Origin of the sequence: Aquaspirillum sp. LM1 (assembly GCF_002002905.1) — a bacterium.
Lineage (GTDB): Bacteria > Pseudomonadota > Gammaproteobacteria > Burkholderiales > Aquaspirillaceae > Rivihabitans.
Genome location: NZ_CP019509.1, coordinates 3,645,989 through 3,666,129, shown reverse-complemented (window position 1 = coordinate 3,666,129; position 20,141 = coordinate 3,645,989). Strand labels below are relative to the sequence as shown.

Sequence of the window (20,141 nt, the reverse complement as noted above, 5' to 3'; positions counted from 1 at the left end):
GGCTGGGAAGCCCGCTTCTCCCCAAAAAATCATACTACTTTCCTACTTTCGGTTCAGTTGGCAGGGTGCGGCCTCAGGGTCGCATCGCCAGGAGAACTGCTGGCTAACCTCCTGTTTTTTAAGCAGTATACCAATCGCGCCATCATCGCGGTGCACCAGTTCAATGCCGGCGCTGGCCAGGGCGTGGATAACCTTGCTCAAGGTGGAACCCCGGCTATCTGCCTGGCCACTTTCCATTCTGAGTAATGCTGACATTGAAATGCCTGCCGCTTTCAGCAGGTCTTCCCGGCTCCATCCCAACATGGCCCTGGCCGCGCGGATTTGTCTTCCATCCAGCATTGATGATCTCCTGTCATGGGTTCAATACAGCCATTAAGCTATTTTTTGTTTCTTTATGGATGCATTGTGTTAATATCCGCAGGCACTCGGATGAAGGGTTACACCATGCCTACGCAAGCATTTACTGCTGAATTCCTTGCCTCGCTTCCAGAGCGTCAGCCATCTCGGGGCATGGTGTGTTATTTCGACTCCGAAGTTCGTGGATTCATGCTGGAGCATCGCGCCAGCGGTGGGGCAACCTGGTATTTCCGTTATCGTGATGCCAACAGCAAGGTGCGTTTGTTTCGCATTGGTCACTTTCCTGGCATCACGCTGGCCGATGCCAGAGCCAAGGCGCACTGCTTGCGCGTGATGGTGCAGGAGGGGGGAGACCCCAGGGTGGAGCGTCATCGACTGAAAGAGGTGCCCACGTTTGCCGAGTTCAGCGCTGAGCGCTATCTCTCCTATGCCCAGTCCCGAAAACGCAGCTGGGCAATTGATGAAACCCTGTTGCGTAACCATTTATTGCCACTATTTGGCGAATTCCGTATGAATCGGATTATGCGTTCTGACGTGATCAACATGCATCAGGCCATCAAAGAACAAGGTTATGCCGCCGGAACATGCAACCGGATACTTGTGTTACTTAAATTTATCTTCAATTGTGCCATTCGTTGGGATGTCTTGCCAGCAGGCAGTAATCCTTGTAGTGGTGTGGCATTGTTTGAGGATCGGGGGGCGCGTGAGCGCTACCTGTCGGTAGACGAGGTTCAGTTGCTGTTTGACGAGCTGGCAAAGAACCGGAATGTGCAGGTGGGATGGGTGATCCAGCTGCTGCTGCTGACTGGAGCCCGCAAGCGCGAGATCCTGGATGCGCGCTGGGAGCATCTGGATCTGGGCCGGCAGATTCTGACTGTTCCGCTGTCCAAGTCGGGCAAGCCGCGCCACATCCCCTTGTCAGATGCTGCCGTGGCATTGCTGCAATCCCTACCGCGTGAAACCGATATTCCCTGGGTATTTTTTAACCCCAAAACGCGCAAGCCACCCGTCTCCATTTTTTATGCATGGGACACAATCCGCCGTAAAGTGGGGCTGGATGAGGTGCGCTTGCACGACCTGCGCCATTCGTTTGCCAGCTTCCTGGTTAATTCCGGACGTTCGCTGTATGAAGTCCAGCGCCTGCTGGGCCACCATGACCCGAAGATGACCATGCGCTACGCGCATTTGTCGCCGGCAGCGCTGATTGAGGCGGCCAATGTGGTTGGGAGTGTGGTGGGCACGGTGCAAAAGCGCCCTGGTGATCTGCCGCAGGCGGAGACATCAGTGTGAGTGCGTCAGTGTGAGTGCGCTTGGTGCGTCGCGTTGGGGGTGATGTGGCGGTACGCTACGGCGGCGGGAGAGGCACAACACCCGGCGGGCCGGGTGTTGTATTGGGCTGCTGTGTGGCGTGCGTGCTTATTTGACGATCTGTGCCAGCTCGCCCTTCAGGTATTTATTGGCCATGGCATCCAGGCTCACCGGCTTGATCTTGCTGGCCATGCCGGCGGAGCCAAAGGCTTCGTAGCGGGCAATCACGATGTCGCGCATGGCGAGGGTACTGGCGGCCAGGTATTTGCGCGGGTCGAATTCTGCCGGGTGTTGGGCCATGAAGCGGCGGATGGCACCGGTGCTGGCCAGGCGCAGGTCGGTGTCGATGTTCACCTTGCGCACGCCGTGCTTGATGCCTTCAACAATTTCTTCCACCGGCACGCCGTAGGTTTCGCCCAGGTCACCGCCAAACTCATTGATGATGGCCAGCCACTCTTGCGGCACGCTGGAGCTGCCGTGCATCACCAGATGGGTGTTGGGGATGCGGGCGTGGATTTCCTTGATGCGGTCGATGCGCAATACGTCGCCGGTGGGCTTCTTGCTGAATTTGTACGCGCCATGGCTGGTGCCAATGGCGATGGCCAGCGCGTCCACGCCGGTATCCTTCACAAACTGGGCAGCTTCTTCCGGGTCGGTCAGCAGCTGGCTGTGGTCCAGCACGCCTTCGGCACCTACGCCGTCTTCTTCGCCGGCCATGCCGGTTTCCAGGCTGCCCAGGCAGCCGATTTCACCTTCAACCGACACGCCGCAGGCGTGGGAGAAATTCACCACGGTACGGGTCACGTCCACGTTGTAGGCGTAGTCTGCCGGGGTCTTGCCGTCGGATTTCAGCGAGCCGTCCATCATCACCGAGCTGAAACCCAGCTGGATGGAACGCTGACAGACATCCGGGCTGGTACCGTGGTCCTGGTGCATCACCACCGGGATATGCGGAAACTCTTCGACGGCGGCCAGGATCAGGTGGCGCAGAAACGGCGCGCCGGCATATTTGCGCGCGCCAGCCGAAGCTTGCACGATCACCGGGGCATCGCACTTGTCGGCGGCTTCCATGATGGCGCGCATTTGTTCCAGGTTGTTCACATTGAAGGCCGGCAGGCCGTAGCTGAATTCTGCTGCGTGATCGAGCAGTTGGCGCATTGAAACGAGTGCCATGGGTGTCTCTCCAAAAACATGATCGGTGCGGCGGTGCGCCGCACGGTAAAAATCCGGGCTTGGTGCCGGCTTGTGGGGCGTGGGCTAGAGCCGCTCACAAAACTCAGCGCAACGATCCTGGCCAGGGGCGCGACCGCAGACAACGGCAAGGTCGTGCCACCACGCCAGGAGGGGTTTGTTCGCCGCTCTTACTGGCGGCTGGCGCTGGACAAGGCCAGACCGGCAGCTACAAACGAACCGCCCGCTACACGGTTCATCAGGCGCAGCCGGCGCGGGGTGTTCAGCCAGGTTTTTAGCTTGGCCCCGCCGGCGGCATAGGCGCATTGCCAGCTGGTTTCCACCACAAAGAAGGTGGCGGCCAGCACCAGCAGCTGCGGGCCTTGCGCTGTATTGGGGTCCATGAACTGGGGGAACAGCGCGGTAAAAAACACAATGGCTTTCGGGTTGCTCATGGCCACCAGAAACCCGGTGCGAAACCCGGTCCAGCCGCTGCCGGTCAGAGTGTCGCTGCTTTCATCCAGCGCCTGGGGCTCGGCCCGCCAGGTTTTGATGCCCAGCCAGAGCAGATACGCTGCCCCGGCGTATTTTACCCCGGCAAACAGCCATTCCGAGGTGGCCAGCAGTGCGCCCAGGCCGGCGGCTGACGCGGTCATGATCAGCGCCAGCGCCAACAACAGGCCCAGCAGGGTGGGTAGGGTGCGACGCAGGCCGTAGCGGATGCCGTGGGTCATCGCCAGCAGCATGTTTGGGCCGGGGGTGGCGGATACCACCAGCACGGTGGCCAGGTAGATCAGCCAGGTGGATAAGGTCATGCAAGCTTTCCGGGTGGGAGGGGGTCAATTAATGGCTTTTGCTGCCCGGTTTTTCTGGCATGGCCGACGAGTGATGCTCGACAATCAGCCATTCCTTGCCGGTTTTGCGGTACACAAAGGTATAGCGGGCGGGTACCCGGCCACTGGTGGTGTCAAAAGCGTAAGTGCCGGAGTCGATGGCAACATGATTGGCCGGGAAGCGGATATTGCGCTCCAGGATGACGCCACGCGGTTTCTTTTCCAGAAAATGGACAAAGTAATCGCGGATTTCTGCGTGGTTGTGGCGCACCTTGTTGGAGACGGTCGGCAGCAGGATGGCGTCCACCGCATAATTGGCCGCTACATCGTCAGGGTTGCCGGTGGCCAGCGAGGCGTTCCAGCGGTCGAACAGCGCGGCAATTTCGGCTTCGGTGGCAATGGGGGTGACCTTGCTGGCGCTGCTGCTGACCTGGGCCGCCATATGGCCTGGGTTGACGCTGACATTGACGCAGGCACTGCTCAGTGCAGCGGCGGCAACAGCCACCGCGAGGGAACGGGCGAAACGGATCATCAACAGCTCCTTGCTTGGGGTCAGTTCAGTGATGGCGGGGGCGTATGCCCCCGCGCTGGGGTCAATCAGGCGCGGTCGGCCAGAATGGCCACCGCCGGCAGCTCCTTGCCTTCGAGAAACTCCAGAAAAGCGCCGCCGCCAGTCGAGATATAGCTGATTTTATCGGTTACGCCGAACTTGGCAATGGCCGCCAGGGTGTCGCCGCCGCCGGCAATCGAGAAAGCCGGGCTGTCGGCAATCGCCTTGGCCAGGGTTTGCGTGCCGCTGGCAAACTGGTCAAATTCGAACACGCCCACCGGGCCATTCCACACCACGGTGCCGGCCTTGGCAATGATATCGGCCAGCACTTGCGCCGATTGCGGGCCAATGTCGAGGATCATGTCTTCTTTGGTCACTTCGCTGACCGGCTTGAGGGTGTCGTCGGCATTTTCCGAGAACTCCGGTGCCACCACCACGTCGATCGGCAGCGGCACCACGCCGCCATGGGCCTTGATCTTGGCCATGACTTTTTGTGCTTCGCCTACCAGCTCGGCTTCGGCCAGGCTCTTGCCAATGGCCTTGCCTTCGGCCAGCAGGAAGGTGTTGGCAATGCCGCCACCCACAATCAGCTGGTCCACCTTGTCAGCCAGGGATTCCAGAATGGTCAGCTTGGTCGATACCTTGGAGCCGGCGACGATGGCCACCAGCGGGCGGGCGGGGGCTTCCAGCGCCTTGCCCAGCGCTTCCAGCTCGGCGGCCAGCAGAATGCCGGCGCAGGCCAGCGGGGCAAACTGGGCCACGGCGTGGGTGGAGGCTTCGGCGCGGTGGGCGGTGCCAAAGGCGTCGTTGACAAACACATCGCACAGGCTGGCGTAGGCGCGGCCCAGGTCCTGATTGTTTTTCTTTTCGCCCTTGTTCAGGCGCACGTTCTCCAGCATCACCACATCGCCGGCATTCAGCGTCAGGCCGGCTTGCCAGTCGGCCACCACCGGCACGGTTTTGCCCAGCAGCTCACCCAGGCGGGCGGCCACCGGGGCCAGGCTGTCTTCCGGCTTGGGTTCGCCTTCGGTCGGGCGGCCCAGGTGGGTCATCAGGATCACCGCTGCGCCGTTGTACAGCGCATGCTGGATGGAGGCCAGCGAGGCGCGGATGCGGGTGTCGTCGCCAATCACGCCGTTTTTCACCGGCACATTCATGTCCACGCGAATCAGCACGCGCTGGCCGGCCAGGGTTTGGTCAGTGAGTTTCTTGAATTTCATCATGCATTCCGTGGCAACGCCGTTGCCGGGCAGGCCTGGCAACGGCGAAGAAAAAACCGGGTTGGGCGCGGCAGCGGCCCAACCGCCTCAGGCCAGTCAGGCGGCAAACATCGCGCGGGCGGTGTTCAGCATCTGGCAGGAGAAGCCCCATTCGTTGTCGTACCAGGCCAGCACCTTGACCATATTGCCGTTGGAGACTTTGGTCAGGGTGGAGTCAAAGTGCGAGGCTTCCGGGGTGTGGTTGAAGTCCATCGACACCAGCGGCAGCACGTTATAGCCCAGCACGCCCTTCATCGGGCCTTCGGCAGCGGCCTTGACGATGGCGTTGACTTCGGCCACGGTGGTGGTGCGGGCGGCTTCGAAGGTGAGGTCAACCAGCGACACATTGATGGTCGGCACGCGCACGGCAAAGCCATCCAGCTTGCCGTTCATTTCCGGCAGCACCAGGCCAACGGCCTTGGCGGCACCGGTCTTGGTCGGGATCATGTTCTGGGTGGCGCTGCGGGCGCGACGCAGGTCCTTGTGGCGCACGTCGGTCAGCACCTGGTCGTTGGTGAAGGCGTGGATGGTGGTCATCAGCCCCTTGACGATGCCCAGGCCGTCGTTCAGCGCCTTGGCCACCGGGGCCAGGCAGTTGGTGGTGCAGGAGGCATTGGACACCACGGTCATGTCGGCGGTCAGCACATTGTGGTTGACGCCGTAGACGATGGTGGCGTCCACGTCATCGCCGCCCGGTGCCGAAATCAGCACTTTCTTGGCACCAGCGGTGATGTGGGCCTGGCATTTTTCCTTGCTGGTGAACGCGCCGGTGCATTCCAGCACCAGGTCTACCTTCAGCGCGGCCCACGGCAGCTCAGCCGGGTTACGGGTGGAGAAGAACGGAATCACATCGCCATTGACCACCAGGTTTTTGTCGTCATGGCTGATCTGGGCATTGAAGCGGCCATGCACGGTGTCAAACTGGGTCAGGTGGGCATTGGTGGCCAGGTCGCCGGAGGCATTGACGGCCACCACTTCAAATTCGCTGCGCAGATTGTTTTCGTAGATGGCGCGCAGCACTTGACGACCGATACGGCCATAACCGTTGATGGCGATGCGAATGGACATGAAACTTTTCTCCTGTGAATCATCATGGCGTGGCCCGCGTCCTGCGCGGGCCATCAGGGGATGGGGGGAATCAGAGCACGGACTTGACGGTCTGTGCCACGTTGTCGGCGGTAAAGCCAAAGGCTTCAAACAGCTTTTTCGCCGGGGCCGATTCGCCAAAGTGGTCAATGCCCACCACGGCACCTTCCAGGCCAACGTATTTGCGCCAGATGTCAGTGACACCGGCTTCCACCGCCACGCGCGGCACGCCAACCGGCAGCACCGAGGCAATATAGGCCTTGTCCTGACGGTCGAATACATTGGTGGACGGCATCGACACCACGCGCACGGCAATGCCTTCCGCCGCCAGCTGGGCCTGGGCCTTCAGTGCCAGCTCCACTTCCGAGCCGGTGGCAATCAGCACGGCACGGGGCTGGTCGGCGTCGCTCAGCACATAGCCGCCACGGCGGATGTCGGCAATCTGGCCGGCGCTGCGGGCAATAAACGGCAGGTTCTGCCGGCTGAAAATCAGCGTGGACGGGCCATCCTGACGTTCGATGGCGGCCTGCCAGGCCACGGCGGATTCCACCGTGTCAGCCGGACGCCAGGTGTCCATGTTCGGGATCAGACGCAGGGTGGCAATTTGCTCGACCGGCTGGTGGGTCGGGCCGTCTTCGCCCAGACCGATCGAGTCGTGGGTAAAGACAAAAATCGGGTTGATCTTCATCAGCGCCGCCATGCGCAGCGCATTGCGGGCGTATTCGCTGAACATCAGGAAGGTGGCACCGTAGGGCTTGAAGCCGCCGTGCAGGGTGGCACCGTTCATGATGGCGGCCATGCCGAATTCGCGCACGCCGTAGTACACATAGTTGCCGCCATGCTCGCGGCTGACGCCTTTGGAGCCGCTCCACAGCGTGAGGTTGGAGCTGGCCAGGTCAGCCGAGCCGCCCAACAGCTCCGGCAGTGCCGGGGCAAACGCTTCAATGGCGTTCTGCGAGGCCTTGCGGGTGGCGATGGTTTCGCCCTTGGCGTTGATTTTTTCAATCGCGGCAGCCGCGTGTGCGGCCCAGTTGGCCGGCAGTTCGCCACGCATGCGGCGCTCGAACTCGGCGGCTTCAGCCGGGAAGGCGGCACGATAGGCGGCAAAGCGGCTGTCCCACTCGGCTTCGCGCGCGGTACCCGCTTCACGGGCATTCCAGGCGCTGGCAATGTCAGCCGGAATCTCGAACGGCGCGTAGGGCCAGTTCAGGTGGGCGCGGGTGGCGGCAATTTCGGCATCGCCCAGCGGCGCGCCGTGCACATCGTGACCGCCTTCTTTATTGGGCGCGCCCTTGCCGATTTTGGTGCGGCAGCAGATCAGCGTCGGGCGGGTGGTGTCGGCCTTCGCGCTAGCGATGGCGGCGTCCAGCGCGGCAAAATCATGGCCGTCGATGGCCGGAATCACTTGCCAGCCGTAGGCTTCAAAGCGCTTGACGGTGTCGTCGGTAAACCAGCCTTCCACGTCGCCATCAATCGAAATGCCGTTGTCGTCGTAGAAGGCAATCAGCTTGCCCAGGCCCCAGGTACCGGCCAGCGAGCAGGCTTCGTGCGAGATGCCTTCCATCAGACAGCCATCGCCGAGGAACACCCAGGTGTGGTGATCGACAATGGCGTGACCGTCGCGGTTGAATTCATCCGCCAGGATTTTTTCCGCCAGCGCCATGCCCACCGCGTTGGTGATGCCCTGACCCAGCGGGCCGGTGGTGGTTTCCACGCCCGGCGCATAGCCGTATTCCGGGTGGCCAGGGGTTTTGCTGTGCCATTGACGGAAGGCTTTCAGGTCGTCAATCGACAGATCGTAGCCGGAGAGGTGCAGCAGGCTGTACAGCAGCATCGAGCCATGGCCGTTGGACAGCACAAAGCGGTCGCGGTCAAACCAGCCAGGGTTGGCCGGGCTGTGCTTCAGGTGATGACGCCAGAGGGATTCGGCAATATCAGCCATGCCCATGGGCATGCCCGGATGACCGGAATTGGCTTTCTGCACGGCATCCATGGACAGGACACGGATGGCGTTGGCAAGATCGCTGCGGGAGACCATGAAATACGAACCTCTTGTGCAAAGTGAGGGCCGGCAAAGCCGGTAACAAAATCATGTGATTATCGCCGATTGCGGCCATGGGCGGCAACTTTCCGGGCAATCGCATAATTCACACCCCCCAAGTCCGAAGTGCGGCTCACGGTATTCATTCAACGTTGCCGCAACCAAGCGACGCACCTTGATGCCGCCGCTTGCGCGGGATGGAGACACACATCCGATTGCCGCATGCCGCGCCCAAAAAAGCGGGAAGCTAGATAATCAAGGGCTGGTGAACAGCCATTGCGGGGGCATGAAGACCATCGGAGGGGCGCTGCTTTGGCATGGCCGCAGCAATTCGCCCCCGAGCGCAACGGGAAATCCACGCTCAGTGCCGGGTGTCGCCAAATACCTCATCCAGCGACTTGGCTTCCAGCACGCGATCACCCCAGGTTTCCAGCTGGGCGGGCGTGGCGGCGGCAATGCTGGCCAGCTGTGTGGCCGACAGCGCGCCGAAACGGCGGGTCAGCTGACGTTGCAGCAACAAGGCTTCACCCTGCTGCATGCCCTGCTGAATGCCTTGCTGCATCCCCTGAAGAATACCCTGCTCCATCCCCTTGGCAATCGCCTGCGCTTCCCAGCGGTCAATATTGGTTTCCAGCATTTCCATCCCTTTCGTCAATTCTTCGGCATCGGGCACGGCCAGTCCGGGCATTTTGCGCTGCAGCCGGTGTTTTATCCAGCGCGTCACCACCCGGTCGATGCGTTGCTTGAACGGGGAGTGAGCAATCGCTTGGGCAAGACAACGGATGGCTTGCTTGGCCGCTGCGCTATCTGGCGTGTGCTCGAAGCGAAAGATGGCCGCTACCACGCGCTGCATGTCTTCCAGCTCGGCAGCGGGGAATGCCCCTTCGTCCAGCAGCCAGAATTTCAGCCGGGGCTGAAAGGCTTTGAGCACTTGCGGATGGACGCGAATCAGATCGTAGAGTTCGCTGCTTTGCCGCCAGCGGGCGTCGCCGTTGTACAGCACGATGGGCAATACCGGGGGCAGCCCTTCGGCGGTATTGACCGCCTTGCTGCGCAGCAGGTGGTCGTAAAGTGCGGCCACATATTGCAGCATGCGCGCCGGCATGGTGTCGTCTGGGGTGGATTGAAACTCCAGCAGCAAATACAAATAAATCCGCCGTCCCTGCAACTCCACCGACCAGACAAGATCATCCGCACGCGGCTTCATCGCTGGGGTGACGTAGTTGCCGTTTTCCAGCCGGAGCGTGGTGTAGTCCAACAAAGCGGACACACCCGGCGGGGCAAAAGCTTCCAGCAGTTCCTGCACCAGTTCGGCGTGGGAAAACAGGTATTTATAACCGCTGTCGTGGAGATGTGCCATCACTGGAGTGTAGCGTGGCGGATGGAGGGGCTCAAGATGCTGCTGTGCTTGTTTGCCATGCCTCGGGCCAAAAACGCAGGACGTAGCACACCGCCAGAAGCGATGAACCGCCAAGACAGTGGGATTGTCAGGGGGGGCGCGCGACTGCCCTGCGGCAACTTTCCGGGCAACGGTGCGAAAAGCCGGGGCGTCGGGTTTGGTATTGGGGGACACCCCGTTGGGAGGATGTGCCCACGGCCAGGGGCGATGCCAGAGGTGGCCAGGCCATCACGCGCCGGGGCATGGGCGTCTCCCCTGCGCTCAATACGCCATATGCCGGGCAAACACCGTGTGCCAGTCTGGCAGGTGCAGGCCAAACGCTTGCTGAATCGCCTGGGTGTCCAGCCGGGAGTTGGCCGGGCGGCGGGCCGGGGTGGGGTAGTCGGTGCTGGGAATGGCTTCAATCGCGTCTGCACTGAGCAACAAAGGCTGGCCGCGCTGGCGGGCGGCATCGACAATTGCGCAGGCAAACCCATGCCAGCTGGTGTGGCCGCTGGGGGTGAGATGGTATAGCCCGCCCTGGGCGCGCCAGTCCTGATTGAGCAGCGCCAGGGTGCAATCGGCCAGAAAACGGCTGCTGGTGGGTGCCCCCACTTGGTCGTTGACCACGCGCAAGGTGGTGCACTCGGCGGCCAGGCGCAGGATGGTGCGAACAAAATTCTGGCCGTGATGGCCGTACACCCAGCTGGTGCGCAAGATCAGATGTGGCGCGCCAATGGCGGCAATCGCCTGTTCGCCCGCCAGCTTGCTGGTGCCGTAGACGTTCAACGGCGCGGTGGGGTCGGCCTCACGGTAGGGCGCGCTGGCGTCGCCGGCAAACACATAATCCGTGGAGTAGTGCACTAGGCCAGCCCCCAGCCGGGCGGCTTCTTCGGCCAGAATGCGCGGCGCGCGGGCATTCACCGCCCAGGCCAGTTCCACGTCGGTTTCGGCCTTGTCCACTGCGGTGTAGGCGGCGGCGTTGATAATCAGGCCGGGGCGGTGCTCGCGTATCCAGCGGGTCATGCTGTCCGGGTTGGTCAGGTCCAGCTGGCTGCGTTCGGCGGTGAGTACCGGCCCAAGCACCGACAGGCTGCGCAGCAGTTCATGGCCCAGCTGGCCGCGATGGCCGGTCAGCAAAATCGGTTTTTTCATGCAAACACCTCGGCATCGGCCAGTGCCAGCCCGATGCGGTCCTTGGCCGACACAATCGGGGCAATGCCTTCTGGCAGCGGCCACTGAATGTTCAGCGTGGGGTCGTCCCAGGCAATGCAGCGTTCGTGTTCCGGCATATAGAAGTCGGTGGTTTTGTACAGCAGTTCGGCAAATTCACTGACTACCAGGAAACCATGGGCAAAGCCTGCCGGCACCCACATCTGCCGCTTGTTGGCCGCCGACAGATACTGGCCGGTCCACTGGCCAAAGCTGGGCGAGCCGGCGCGCAAATCCACTGCCACGTCAAACACTTCACCGTGCGCCACCCGCACCAGCTTGCCCTGCGCGTGCTGGATCTGGTAGTGCAGGCCGCGCAGCACATTGCTGCCGGAGCGCGAGTGGTTGTCCTGCACAAAGGTCACGCTGTGGCCGATGGCTTCGGCAAAGGCGCGGGCGTTGTAGCTTTCGTAAAAAAATCCCCGCTCGTCACCAAACACGCGGGGTTCAATCAGTTTCACCCCGTGCAGGGGGGTATCAATCACATGCATGGCCGGTTTCCCTTATGGTGGATAAAACGACGGACGCCCTGCTGGGCGTCCGTGGTCAGCAGAAAAATGCTGCAGGCCGTTACGATACGTTATTACGGCGTTTTTGCACCAGCTTGGGATCGCGCAAGGGTTTCTCTACGCCAAAATAGCTGTCGATTTCCCCCATGTCCACTTCAGACAGCATGCCGGCGGCGGTTTTCAGCCGCAGGCGGCTGAGCAGGTACAGATACTTGGCCTCGGCCAGGTCGCGCCGGGAGGTGTACACCTGTTCTTCTGCGTTGAGAATGTCCACATTGGTGCGCATGCCGGCAGTAAAGCCCATTTTGGTCGATTCCAGCGCCCGTTCGCTGGATTTGACCGCCAGTTCCAGCGCCTGCACCTTGGCCAGTCCCGAGATCACCCCGGAATACTGCTTGGTGACTTCGATATGGGTCTTGTTCACGGTGGCTTCCAGCTCGCTGCGCACCCGTTCGCGATTGGCCACTGCCTGGGTGGTCAGCGCATTGGTGTAGCCGCCGGAAAAAATCGGGATGTTGACCTGAATCCCCACCTGACGAGTGCGATATTCCTGGTTGATGCTGGTCACGCTATCGGACAGCGAACGGTTGTACGAGGCCACAAAATCCACCGTTGGCAAATGACCGGCGCGGTTCTTGTCCACTTCGCGCTCCGCCACTTCCAGTGCCCGGCGCTGTGCGGCGATGTCGGCGCTGGTTTCCAGCGCGCGGTCCAGCCAGGCATCCAGCGTATCCGGCTCCGGACGCAGTTGCTGGGCAAAGTCGGCTTTCAGCGTGGCCAGGCTGACCGGGCGCTCGCCCACCAGCTCCTGCAGCGAACGAATCGCCACGGTCAGCTGGTTGCGCGCCTCGATCAACTGGGCGCTGGCCAGGTCACGACGGGCACGTGCTTCATCCACGTCGGTCACCGTGCCGTCGCCCGACTTGTACTGGATTTCGGCGGTTTTCAGCCGCTCGCCAATCGACTGCAGCTTGGCTTCAGCCAGGTCGATGCCGTGCTGAGACAGCAGTGCCTGAAAGTAGGCGCTGGACAGGCGCATGGCCAGGTCCTGCTGTTTGGCGCGGAACACTTCACTGCTGTAGGCAGCGCGGGCGCGGCCCTGGCGGAAGTTGGACACATTGGCCAGGTTGAACACCGACTGGCGCAGCTGCACGGTTTTCGAGTTGCTGCGGTAGTCCAGCCTGTCCTTGACTTCGGTTGGGCCCAGCACGGTTTGCACGGGATATTCCCGATCCCCGCGCACCTTGAAGCGTGAGCCGGACGCGGAAATCTGCGGCAGCAGCCCGGCGCGGCCCAGTGCGCTGTTCTGCTGGCCGGCTTCGTTTTCCGAAATGGCGGCCTGGTAGGTCGGGTCGTTTTGCAGGGCGGCGCGGTAGGCTTCCATGAACCCCAGCGCCGAGGCCGGCACGGCGGGGTTCAGGCACAGCGCCAGCGTCACCAGCGTGGTCAGCTTGCGAAGGCGCACGATCATTCCTCCTTGAACGCCGAGCCGATACGGGCCGTCATCGGTTTGATCAGGTAGTTCAGCATGGTGCGTTCACCTGTTTTCACCGTCACCGTGACCGGCATGCCAGGGCGAATCTGATGCTTGCTCAGGGTTTTCATCCCGGCAGCGCTGACCTTGACCTTGATCGGGTAGTACGGCATGCGGCTGAGCTCGTCGATCAGCACGTCAGCACCAACAGTTTCCACTTCACCAGGCACATTCGGCGTCTGGGCGTGGTTAAAGGCGGCAAAGGTCAGGTCCACCGGCAGGCCAGGGTGCATTTTGTCGATCAGCGTGGTCGGAATTTTGGCTTCAATGACCATGGGTTCGTGCTGCGGCACCACGTCCATGATGTGGAAGCCCGGCTGAATCACCCCGCCAACGGTATGCACATTGATGCCCACCACCACGCCGTCAATTGGCGACTTGATCTGGGTGTTGGCCATTTCGTATTCCAGCGCGGCCAGCCGGTCGGCTTGGGCGCGGGTTTCCTTCTGCAGCTCGGTCAGCTGGGTTTCCACTTCTTTCTGATACTCTTTTTGCCGTTGCAGCATGCGCAGCTTGAGTTCAGACAGGGCATTCTTGGTGCGGCCAATATTGGCGATGTTTTCGGCCAACTGACCACTGATTTCCGACACGGTGCGTTCCAGCTGCAGCATGCGGTTGCGCGGCACATAGCCTTGCGCGGCCATGTCGCGCACGCCCTTGAGCTCTTCATTGACGAAGGCCAGCTGCTGCTCGCGCGACTGTTTCAGCGATTCCAGGCCCTTGAGCTGTTCCTGGGTGCCCTGGCTGTTTTCCCGCAGCATGCCCAGTTCGGCCTGTAGTGCGGCGCGGCGCGAGGTGAACAGCTGGGTTTGCAGCGCCATGGCTTCCTTGGCACGGCTGTCGCTGGCAAATTTTTCTGTCAGCGCAGGCGAGAAGGTAATCTCCGACTTGCCGTCACGCTCGGCGGTCAGCCGGTCGGTGGTGGCCTGGGCCGACAGGTATTGTGACTGAACAATGCCCAACTGGGCATTGGCCGTGGTCGGATTCAGCCGCACCAGTACTTGGTCTTTCTTGACCGCCTGGCCTTCCTTGACTTCGATGGCATCAACAATGCCACCGGTCAGATGCTGGATGGTTTTACGGTTGGAGGCCACCTTGACCGTGCCTTCCGTGGCCACCCCGGCGTCCAGCGGGGCAAAAGCCGCCCACAGCAGAAATCCGCCAAAGCCAATGCCCAGCACCATCATCCCCCAGCGTGCCGGAGAGTGGGCATCCACATCCACGGTGATGGCCGGCTGTTGGTCAAAGGGCACCAGGTGTTCAGTCTGGGCCGTCGCTTTCGACGGCCCTTTCAAGCGTTTGAGCCAGTTCATTCTGATCATTATCCCTTGCAATTACTCGGCGGCGTCTTGGGCCGGCTGGGCTGCCACGGCAGGCGCTTGCGGTGCGGCGGCCACCTGGGCGGCCTTGGCCTGTTGGGCAGCAGCCGCCTGTTGCTGTGCCTGTTGCTGCGCGGCAGCAGCCTGGGCCTGGGCTTGTTGCTGGGCCTGCATCAGGTGGGCCAGCACCTGGTCACGCGGGCCATACGCGGCCATTTCCCCTTCGCGCACCACCAGCAGTTTGTCCACCGAGTTGATGATGCTGGTGCGGTGGGTAATCAGGATCACGGTTTTGCCACGGGCTTTCAGGTCCTGCACCGTGCGCACCAGTGCGGCCTCGCCCACGTCATCCAGGTTGGAGTTGGGTTCGTCCAGCACAATCACCGACGGGTTGCCATAGATGGCACGGGCCAGGCCAATGCGCTGCTTCTGGCCGCCAGACAGCATGCCGCCATCCAGGCCCAGACGGGTGTCGTAACCCTGCGGGAAGCGCAGGATCATGTCGTGCACCCCGGCGCGTTGGGCGGCATGAATCACCTGGTCGGAGTCAATCTTGCCAAAGCGGGCAATGTTTTCGGCGATGGTGCCTTCAAACAGTTCGATATCCTGCGGCAGGTAGCCAATCCATGGGCCAAGTTCGTCCTTGTTCCACTGGAAGATATCCGCGCCATCCAGGCGCACCTTGCCAGCCTGGGTGGGCCATACGCCTACCAGCAGACGGGCCAGGGTAGATTTGCCCGACGCCGACGGGCCAATCACGCCCACCACATCGCCCGGCTGCACGGCAAAGGTCAGCCCGCGCAGCACGGCATGCTGGCCACCCGGCGGCACGGCAATCACGCCTTCCACGGTAATCTGGCCAGCCGGGGCCGGCAGCGACATGCCAGCGCCACGCGGCGGGCATTCTTTCAGCATTTCATCCAGGCGGGTGTAAGCGGTACGCACGCCCAGCAGCTGTTTCCAGGTGCCGATGGCCAGCTCAACCGGCTGCAGCGCCTTGCCCATCAGGATCGAGCAGGCAATCATCATCCCTGGGGTCAGCTTGCCTTCAATCACCAGCAAGGCACCCAGGCCCAGAATCAGCGATTGCAGGCTGATGCGGATGAATTTGGTGGCCACGCTGATGCGGGCGTTGCGGTCGGAAGCCAGCGTCTGGTTGTCCAGAATCCGGCGATGGTAGCCAAACCAGCGTTCGCGAATCGCCGGCAGCATGCCCATGGCTTCAATCACTTCGGCGTTGCGCAGGTTGTTGTTGGCAAATGCCGACGAGGCCATGGCGGCCTGGTTGGCGTCAGCCAGCGGCTTGCGCGTGCTGACTTCGGTCAGGTAGGCCAGGCCAAACAGCAAGATGGCGCCAATCAGCACGGTCAGCCCGAGCAGCGGGTGGAACAGGAAGCACACCAGCAGGTAAATCGGCGTCCACGGGGCGTCAAAGAAGGCAAACAGGCCATTACCGGTGAGGAACTGGCGCACATTGGTCAGGTCGTGGATGGCCTGCGACGGGTTGCCGCCAGAGCGCTTGAGGTTGCGTTCAAACGAAGCGGTGAACACCCGCTTGTTCAGCATCATGTCCAGCTTGTTGCCAATGCGGATCAGCACGGTAGAGCGCACCAGCTCCAGCAGCTCCATCAGGCCATACAGCGCCAGCGTCATCAGCGTCAGCATCAGCAGCGTGGTTTCATTGCTGCTGGCCAGCACCCGGTCGTACACCTGCAACATATAGATGGATGGCATCAAGCCCAGCAGGTTGATGACAAAGCTGAATGCGCCAAGCTGATAAAAGCTTTTGCGAAAACTGTACAGGGCGTCGCCCAGTTCAGTACGGGGAATTAGATGTTTTTTCATTCGCTCACAACAAGAAAAAAGTTGGACCAAAGCGGCCTATACGCACACCTGGCAGGCCAGGTGGTGACGGATTTTCCACCACCCACCACAACTGGCACGCAGTCTACCATGCTGCTTCTGCAACGGTTTGTAACGGTTTGTACCTGCGTCACGCGTTTTATGCCCCTGTGGTGGGCGTGACGCGCTGGCGCACGGCGGTATCGGATGGCTTGAAGTGGCCAGGCATGATGGCGTATTGCCTCAGCGGCTGCGCCAGTCGTTGAGGATTTCGGCCAGGCTGTCGGTCATGCTGACCTGGGGTGCCCAGCCGGTGTCGGCGCGCAGCTTGCGGTTGTCGCCCACCACGCGGGTCTGTTCGGCACGCCGGAAGCGCGCCGGGTCGTTTTTCAGCGCAATCGGCAGGCCGGTCAGCGCCATCATTTGTTCCACCAGATCGCGAACGCGATATTCAATTCCGGAGCAAACGTTGTAAACTTCGCCGCTTGTGCCGTTTTGCGCCAGTGCCAGATACGCTTCAAGCACATCGGACACATTGGTAAAGTCGCGGGTCACGTCCAGATCGCCGGTTTCCAGCAGCGGCGGACGCAGGCCGCGTTCAATTGCCACCAGTTGTTCGGCCATGGCTGGCAGCACAAACTGATTGCTCTGGCCCCGGCCAATATGATTGAACGCCCGCGCCATCACGATGCGGTAGGCGCAGTGCAGGCTGTGCTGGTAGCACCAGGCCTCGGCGGCCACCTTGCTGGCGGCGTAGGGGTTGCGCGGCCTGAGCGGCTGATGCTCGGCCACCGGCAGCGCGCTGTCGGCTACCAGACCGTACATGTCGCCCGAGCCGACAAACAGCAGCGTGCCGGCAAACGCCAGACTGTCCAGCGCCGCCAACAGCTGGCGGGTGCCTTCCAGATTGACCTGCAGGGTCAGTTCCGGCTGACGGAATGCAGTGGGAACATGACTTTGTGCCGCCAGATGCAGCACAATATCGGGTTGGAATGCCGCCAGCGCCTCGCGCAGCGGCGCGCCGGACAGAATATCCGTGGTGCAAGCACACACTTGATAGGCATCAGGGTGGGTGTGCGCCAGATGCGCCACCATGCGCGAGGCAACAAAACCGCTGCCGCCAGTCAGAAAAATACGGTGTTGGGTCATGGTTTTGGTCAGGTTTCAAGACTTGCCGGTCAATCGGGCCGGGCAAGTGTAAATGATTTATCTCAATGCAAGGAGCCGGGCCCAGACCCGGAAGCAGATTTCTATGAGCAAACATGCACTGATTACCGGGGTGACCGGCCAGGATGGCGCGTATCTGGCCCAGCTGTTGCTGAACAAGGGTTACGAAGTCTACGGGCTGGTGGCCCGGCGCAGTTCGGACAATATGTACTGGCGGCTGGACGAGCTGGGCATTACCGGTGACGTGCGCATCATTGAAGGCGACCTGACCGACCAGGGCGCGCTGATCCGCGCCATGCAGCAAAGCCAGGCCGAAGAAGTGTACAACCTGGGCGCGCAAAGTTTTGTTGGCACCTCGTGGAACCAGCCGGTGCTGACCGCCGAAGTGTGCGGCACGGCGGTGACCAAACTGCTGGAAGCCATCCGCTTTGTCAATCCGCAAGCCCGCTTCTATCAGGCCTCCACCAGCGAAATGTTTGGCCTGATCCAGGCCGAGCGCCAGAGCGAGAGCACGCCATTCTACCCGCGCAGCCCGTATGGCGTGGCCAAGCTGTACGGCCACTGGATCACCATCAACTACCGCGAAAGCTTCAAGCTGCACGCCTCCAGCGGCATTCTGTTCAACCACGAATCGCCGCTGCGCGGCATTGAGTTTGTCACCCGCAAGGTGACCGACGCTGTGGCGCGCATCAAGCTGGGCAAGCAAAAGGAACTGCGCCTGGGCAATATCGACGCCAAGCGCGACTGGGGTTTTGCCGGCGACTATGTGGAAGCCATGTGGCTGATGCTGCAGCAGGACACGCCGGACGACTACGTGGTGGCCACCGGCGTGACCACCACCGTGCGCGACATGGTCAACATTGCCTTTGCCCACGTTGGCCTGAAAGCCGAAGACCATCTGGTGATTGATCCGGCGTTTTTCCGCCCGGCGGAAGTGGAAGTGCTGCTGGGTGACCCGACCAAGGCCAAGACCAAGCTGGGCTGGGAGCCGAAAACCGATCTGACCACCCTGATCACCATGATGGTGGACGCCGACCTGCGTCGCGTAGGCAAAGAATAACACCATGCTCGTTCCTGTCGTCTTGTCCGGCGGAGCCGGCACCCGGTTGTGGCCAGTGTCCCGCGAGGGGCATCCCAAGCCATTCATGCGTCTGGCCGATGGTCAGAGCCTGCTGCAAAAAACCTTTCTGCGCGGCGTGCGTCAGGAAGGCGTGGGTGAAGTGCTGACCATCACCAACCGCGACTATTACTTTCGCAGCAAGGACGAATACGCCGCCTTGCGCTTGCGCGATGCCAGCCTGCGGCACACCTTCCTGCTGGAGCCGGTGGGGCGCAACACCGCGCCGGCCATTCTGCTGGGGGCGTTCAAGGTGCGCGACAGCCACGGCGAAGCGGCCACCCTGCTGGTGCTGCCCGCCGACCACCTGATTGCCGACACCGTGGGCTTTGCCCGCCATGTGCAATACGCCGTGGCCGCTGCCGCGCAAGGCCAGCTGGTGACCTTTGGCATTGTGCCCACCGCGCCGGAAACCGGCTTTGGCTATATTGCCTGCGGTGCCGCCAGCGCTGACGGCCACACCCGCCAGGTGCAGGGCTTTGTGGAAAAGCCATCGCTGCCGGTGGCCGAGCAATACCTGGCCAGTGGCAACTACCTGTGGAACTCGGGCATGTTCTGCTTTACCGCCGGCACGCTGCTGGCGGCGTTTCGCGCCCATTGCCCGGCCCTGTACGCCGCTGCCGAAGCCTGCTGGGCAGCCAGCCGTGGCGAAGCCGGGCTGACCACGGAAATCGATGCCGACAGCTTTGCCGCGCTGGACGATATTTCCATCGATTACGCCATCATGGAAAAGGCCGACAATGTGGTGGTGGTGCCGGCCACCTTCGACTGGAGCGATATTGGCTCGTGGAACGCCATGAGCCAGCTGGTGGAGCCCGACGCCGACAATAACCGCAGCCTGGGCGAGGTGATCACCTTTGCCAGCCATGGCTGCTACATCCACGGCGACGACCGGCTGATTGCCGCGCTGGGCGTGGATGACCTAATTGTGGTGGACACTCCGGATGCGCTGTTGATCAGCCACAAGGACAACACCCAGGATGTAAAAAAGGTGGTGCAAAAGCTCAAGACCATGGGCCACGATTGCTACCGCCTGCACCGCACCGTGTCGCGCCCGTGGGGCACGTATACCGTGCTGGAAGAAGGTGAGCACTACAAGATCAAGCGCATCGAGGTGAAACCTGGTGCATCGCTGTCGCTGCAGATGCACCACCATCGTAGCGAACACTGGGTGGTGGTCAGCGGCATGGCCAAGGTAGTGAACGGCGAGCGCGGCGAGTTCATGGTGAACACCAATGAATCCACCTATATTCCGGCGGGCCACAAACACCGGCTGGAAAACCCTGGCGTGATTGATCTGGTGATGATTGAAGTGCAAAGCGGGGAGTATCTGGGCGAGGACGACATTGTGCGTTTTGCCGATAATTATGGCCGCAGCTGAGTGGCAGCGGCATGACTCAGCAGGCAGGATGGCGACGCTCCCATGGCGTCAGTCTCCTGCCTGAAATTTTTCCGGGCT

At 61.6% G+C, this 20,141-nt stretch carries 17 protein-coding genes; 3 read left to right on the top strand and 14 right to left on the bottom strand.

From position 1 onward, the window contains the following. Nucleotides 1-42: 42 nt before the first annotated feature. Nucleotides 43-339 carry a helix-turn-helix domain-containing protein gene (locus BXU06_RS15870; RefSeq protein ID WP_077301842.1) on the bottom strand — a complete coding sequence of 99 codons (297 nt, stop codon included), beginning with the start codon at nucleotides 337-339 and terminating at the stop codon, nucleotides 43-45. 90 nt (nucleotides 340-429) lie between these two features. Here BXU06_RS15870 and BXU06_RS15865 point away from each other — a divergent pair, with 90 nt between their 5' ends. After that, on the top strand, nucleotides 430-1,647 hold the full coding sequence (locus BXU06_RS15865; RefSeq protein ID WP_171982247.1) for a site-specific integrase: 1,218 nt from the start codon (nucleotides 430-432) through the stop codon (nucleotides 1,645-1,647). A 126-nt stretch (nucleotides 1,648-1,773) separates the two neighbouring features. Here BXU06_RS15865 and fba read toward each other — a convergent pair whose 3' ends face one another. The 13 genes from fba to BXU06_RS15800 form a co-directional block, all read right to left on the bottom strand. Continuing rightward, entirely contained in the window at nucleotides 1,774-2,838 is a 1,065-nt protein-coding gene (gene fba, locus BXU06_RS15860; protein WP_077301836.1) for a class II fructose-bisphosphate aldolase, read from the bottom strand. Between the two features lie 188 nt (nucleotides 2,839-3,026). Continuing rightward, entirely contained in the window at nucleotides 3,027-3,650 is a 624-nt protein-coding gene (locus tag BXU06_RS15855; RefSeq protein WP_077301833.1) for a LysE family translocator, read from the bottom strand. Nucleotides 3,651-3,678: 28 nt separating this feature from the next. After that, nucleotides 3,679-4,200, bottom strand: a complete 522-nt coding sequence (locus BXU06_RS15850) for an SgcJ/EcaC family oxidoreductase (RefSeq protein WP_077301830.1) — start codon at nucleotides 4,198-4,200, stop codon at nucleotides 3,679-3,681. A gap of 65 nt (nucleotides 4,201-4,265) precedes the next feature. Further along, nucleotides 4,266-5,438 (bottom strand): phosphoglycerate kinase, encoded by a 1,173-nt coding sequence (locus BXU06_RS15845; RefSeq protein ID WP_077301827.1) that lies wholly within the window; start codon nucleotides 5,436-5,438, stop codon nucleotides 4,266-4,268. Nucleotides 5,439-5,534: 96 nt separating this feature from the next. Further along, the gene (gap, locus tag BXU06_RS15840; RefSeq protein ID WP_077301824.1) at nucleotides 5,535-6,545 is read right to left on the bottom strand and encodes a type I glyceraldehyde-3-phosphate dehydrogenase; all 1,011 of its coding nucleotides are present in this window, start codon (nucleotides 6,543-6,545) and stop codon (nucleotides 5,535-5,537) included. A gap of 70 nt (nucleotides 6,546-6,615) precedes the next feature. Next, nucleotides 6,616-8,601, bottom strand: a complete 1,986-nt coding sequence (gene tkt, locus BXU06_RS15835; protein WP_077301821.1) for a transketolase — start codon at nucleotides 8,599-8,601, stop codon at nucleotides 6,616-6,618. A 364-nt stretch (nucleotides 8,602-8,965) separates the two neighbouring features. Next, nucleotides 8,966-9,964: an Rpn family recombination-promoting nuclease/putative transposase gene (locus tag BXU06_RS15830; protein ID WP_077301818.1), complete on the bottom strand. Its 999-nt coding sequence runs from the start codon at nucleotides 9,962-9,964 to the stop codon at nucleotides 8,966-8,968. Between the two features lie 300 nt (nucleotides 9,965-10,264). Continuing rightward, on the bottom strand, nucleotides 10,265-11,137 hold the full coding sequence (gene rfbD / locus BXU06_RS15825; RefSeq protein ID WP_077301815.1) for a dTDP-4-dehydrorhamnose reductase: 873 nt from the start codon (nucleotides 11,135-11,137) through the stop codon (nucleotides 10,265-10,267). Then, a complete protein-coding gene (rfbC, locus tag BXU06_RS15820; protein WP_077301812.1) occupies nucleotides 11,134-11,685 on the bottom strand; it encodes a dTDP-4-dehydrorhamnose 3,5-epimerase in 552 nt (183 codons plus the stop codon). The genes rfbD and rfbC overlap by 4 nt, the downstream gene beginning before the upstream one ends. Nucleotides 11,686-11,764: 79 nt before the next feature. Beyond that, the gene (locus BXU06_RS15815) at nucleotides 11,765-13,168 is read right to left on the bottom strand and encodes a TolC family outer membrane protein (RefSeq protein WP_171982246.1); all 1,404 of its coding nucleotides are present in this window, start codon (nucleotides 13,166-13,168) and stop codon (nucleotides 11,765-11,767) included. A 2-nt stretch (nucleotides 13,169-13,170) separates the two neighbouring features. Continuing rightward, nucleotides 13,171-14,490, bottom strand: coding sequence for an HlyD family type I secretion periplasmic adaptor subunit (locus BXU06_RS15810; protein WP_216352499.1), 1,320 nt, complete (start codon nucleotides 14,488-14,490; stop codon nucleotides 13,171-13,173). Nucleotides 14,491-14,571: 81 nt separating this feature from the next. Next, nucleotides 14,572-16,401: a type I secretion system permease/ATPase gene (locus BXU06_RS15805; RefSeq protein WP_077301802.1), complete on the bottom strand. Its 1,830-nt coding sequence runs from the start codon at nucleotides 16,399-16,401 to the stop codon at nucleotides 14,572-14,574. Nucleotides 16,402-16,641: 240 nt separating this feature from the next. Continuing rightward, nucleotides 16,642-17,547: a GDP-mannose 4,6-dehydratase gene (locus BXU06_RS15800; protein ID WP_077301799.1), complete on the bottom strand. Its 906-nt coding sequence runs from the start codon at nucleotides 17,545-17,547 to the stop codon at nucleotides 16,642-16,644. 103 nt (nucleotides 17,548-17,650) lie between these two features. On the opposite strand from BXU06_RS15800, the gene gmd reads away from it, so the two are divergent. Together gmd and BXU06_RS15790 are read left to right on the top strand one after the other, a co-directional pair. Continuing rightward, a complete protein-coding gene (gene gmd / locus BXU06_RS15795) occupies nucleotides 17,651-18,625 on the top strand; it encodes a GDP-mannose 4,6-dehydratase (protein WP_077301795.1) in 975 nt (324 codons plus the stop codon). Nucleotides 18,626-18,629: 4 nt separating this feature from the next. Then, nucleotides 18,630-20,063, top strand: a complete 1,434-nt coding sequence (locus BXU06_RS15790) for a mannose-1-phosphate guanylyltransferase/mannose-6-phosphate isomerase (RefSeq protein ID WP_077301792.1) — start codon at nucleotides 18,630-18,632, stop codon at nucleotides 20,061-20,063. The last annotated feature ends 78 nt before the right edge of the window (nucleotides 20,064-20,141 follow it).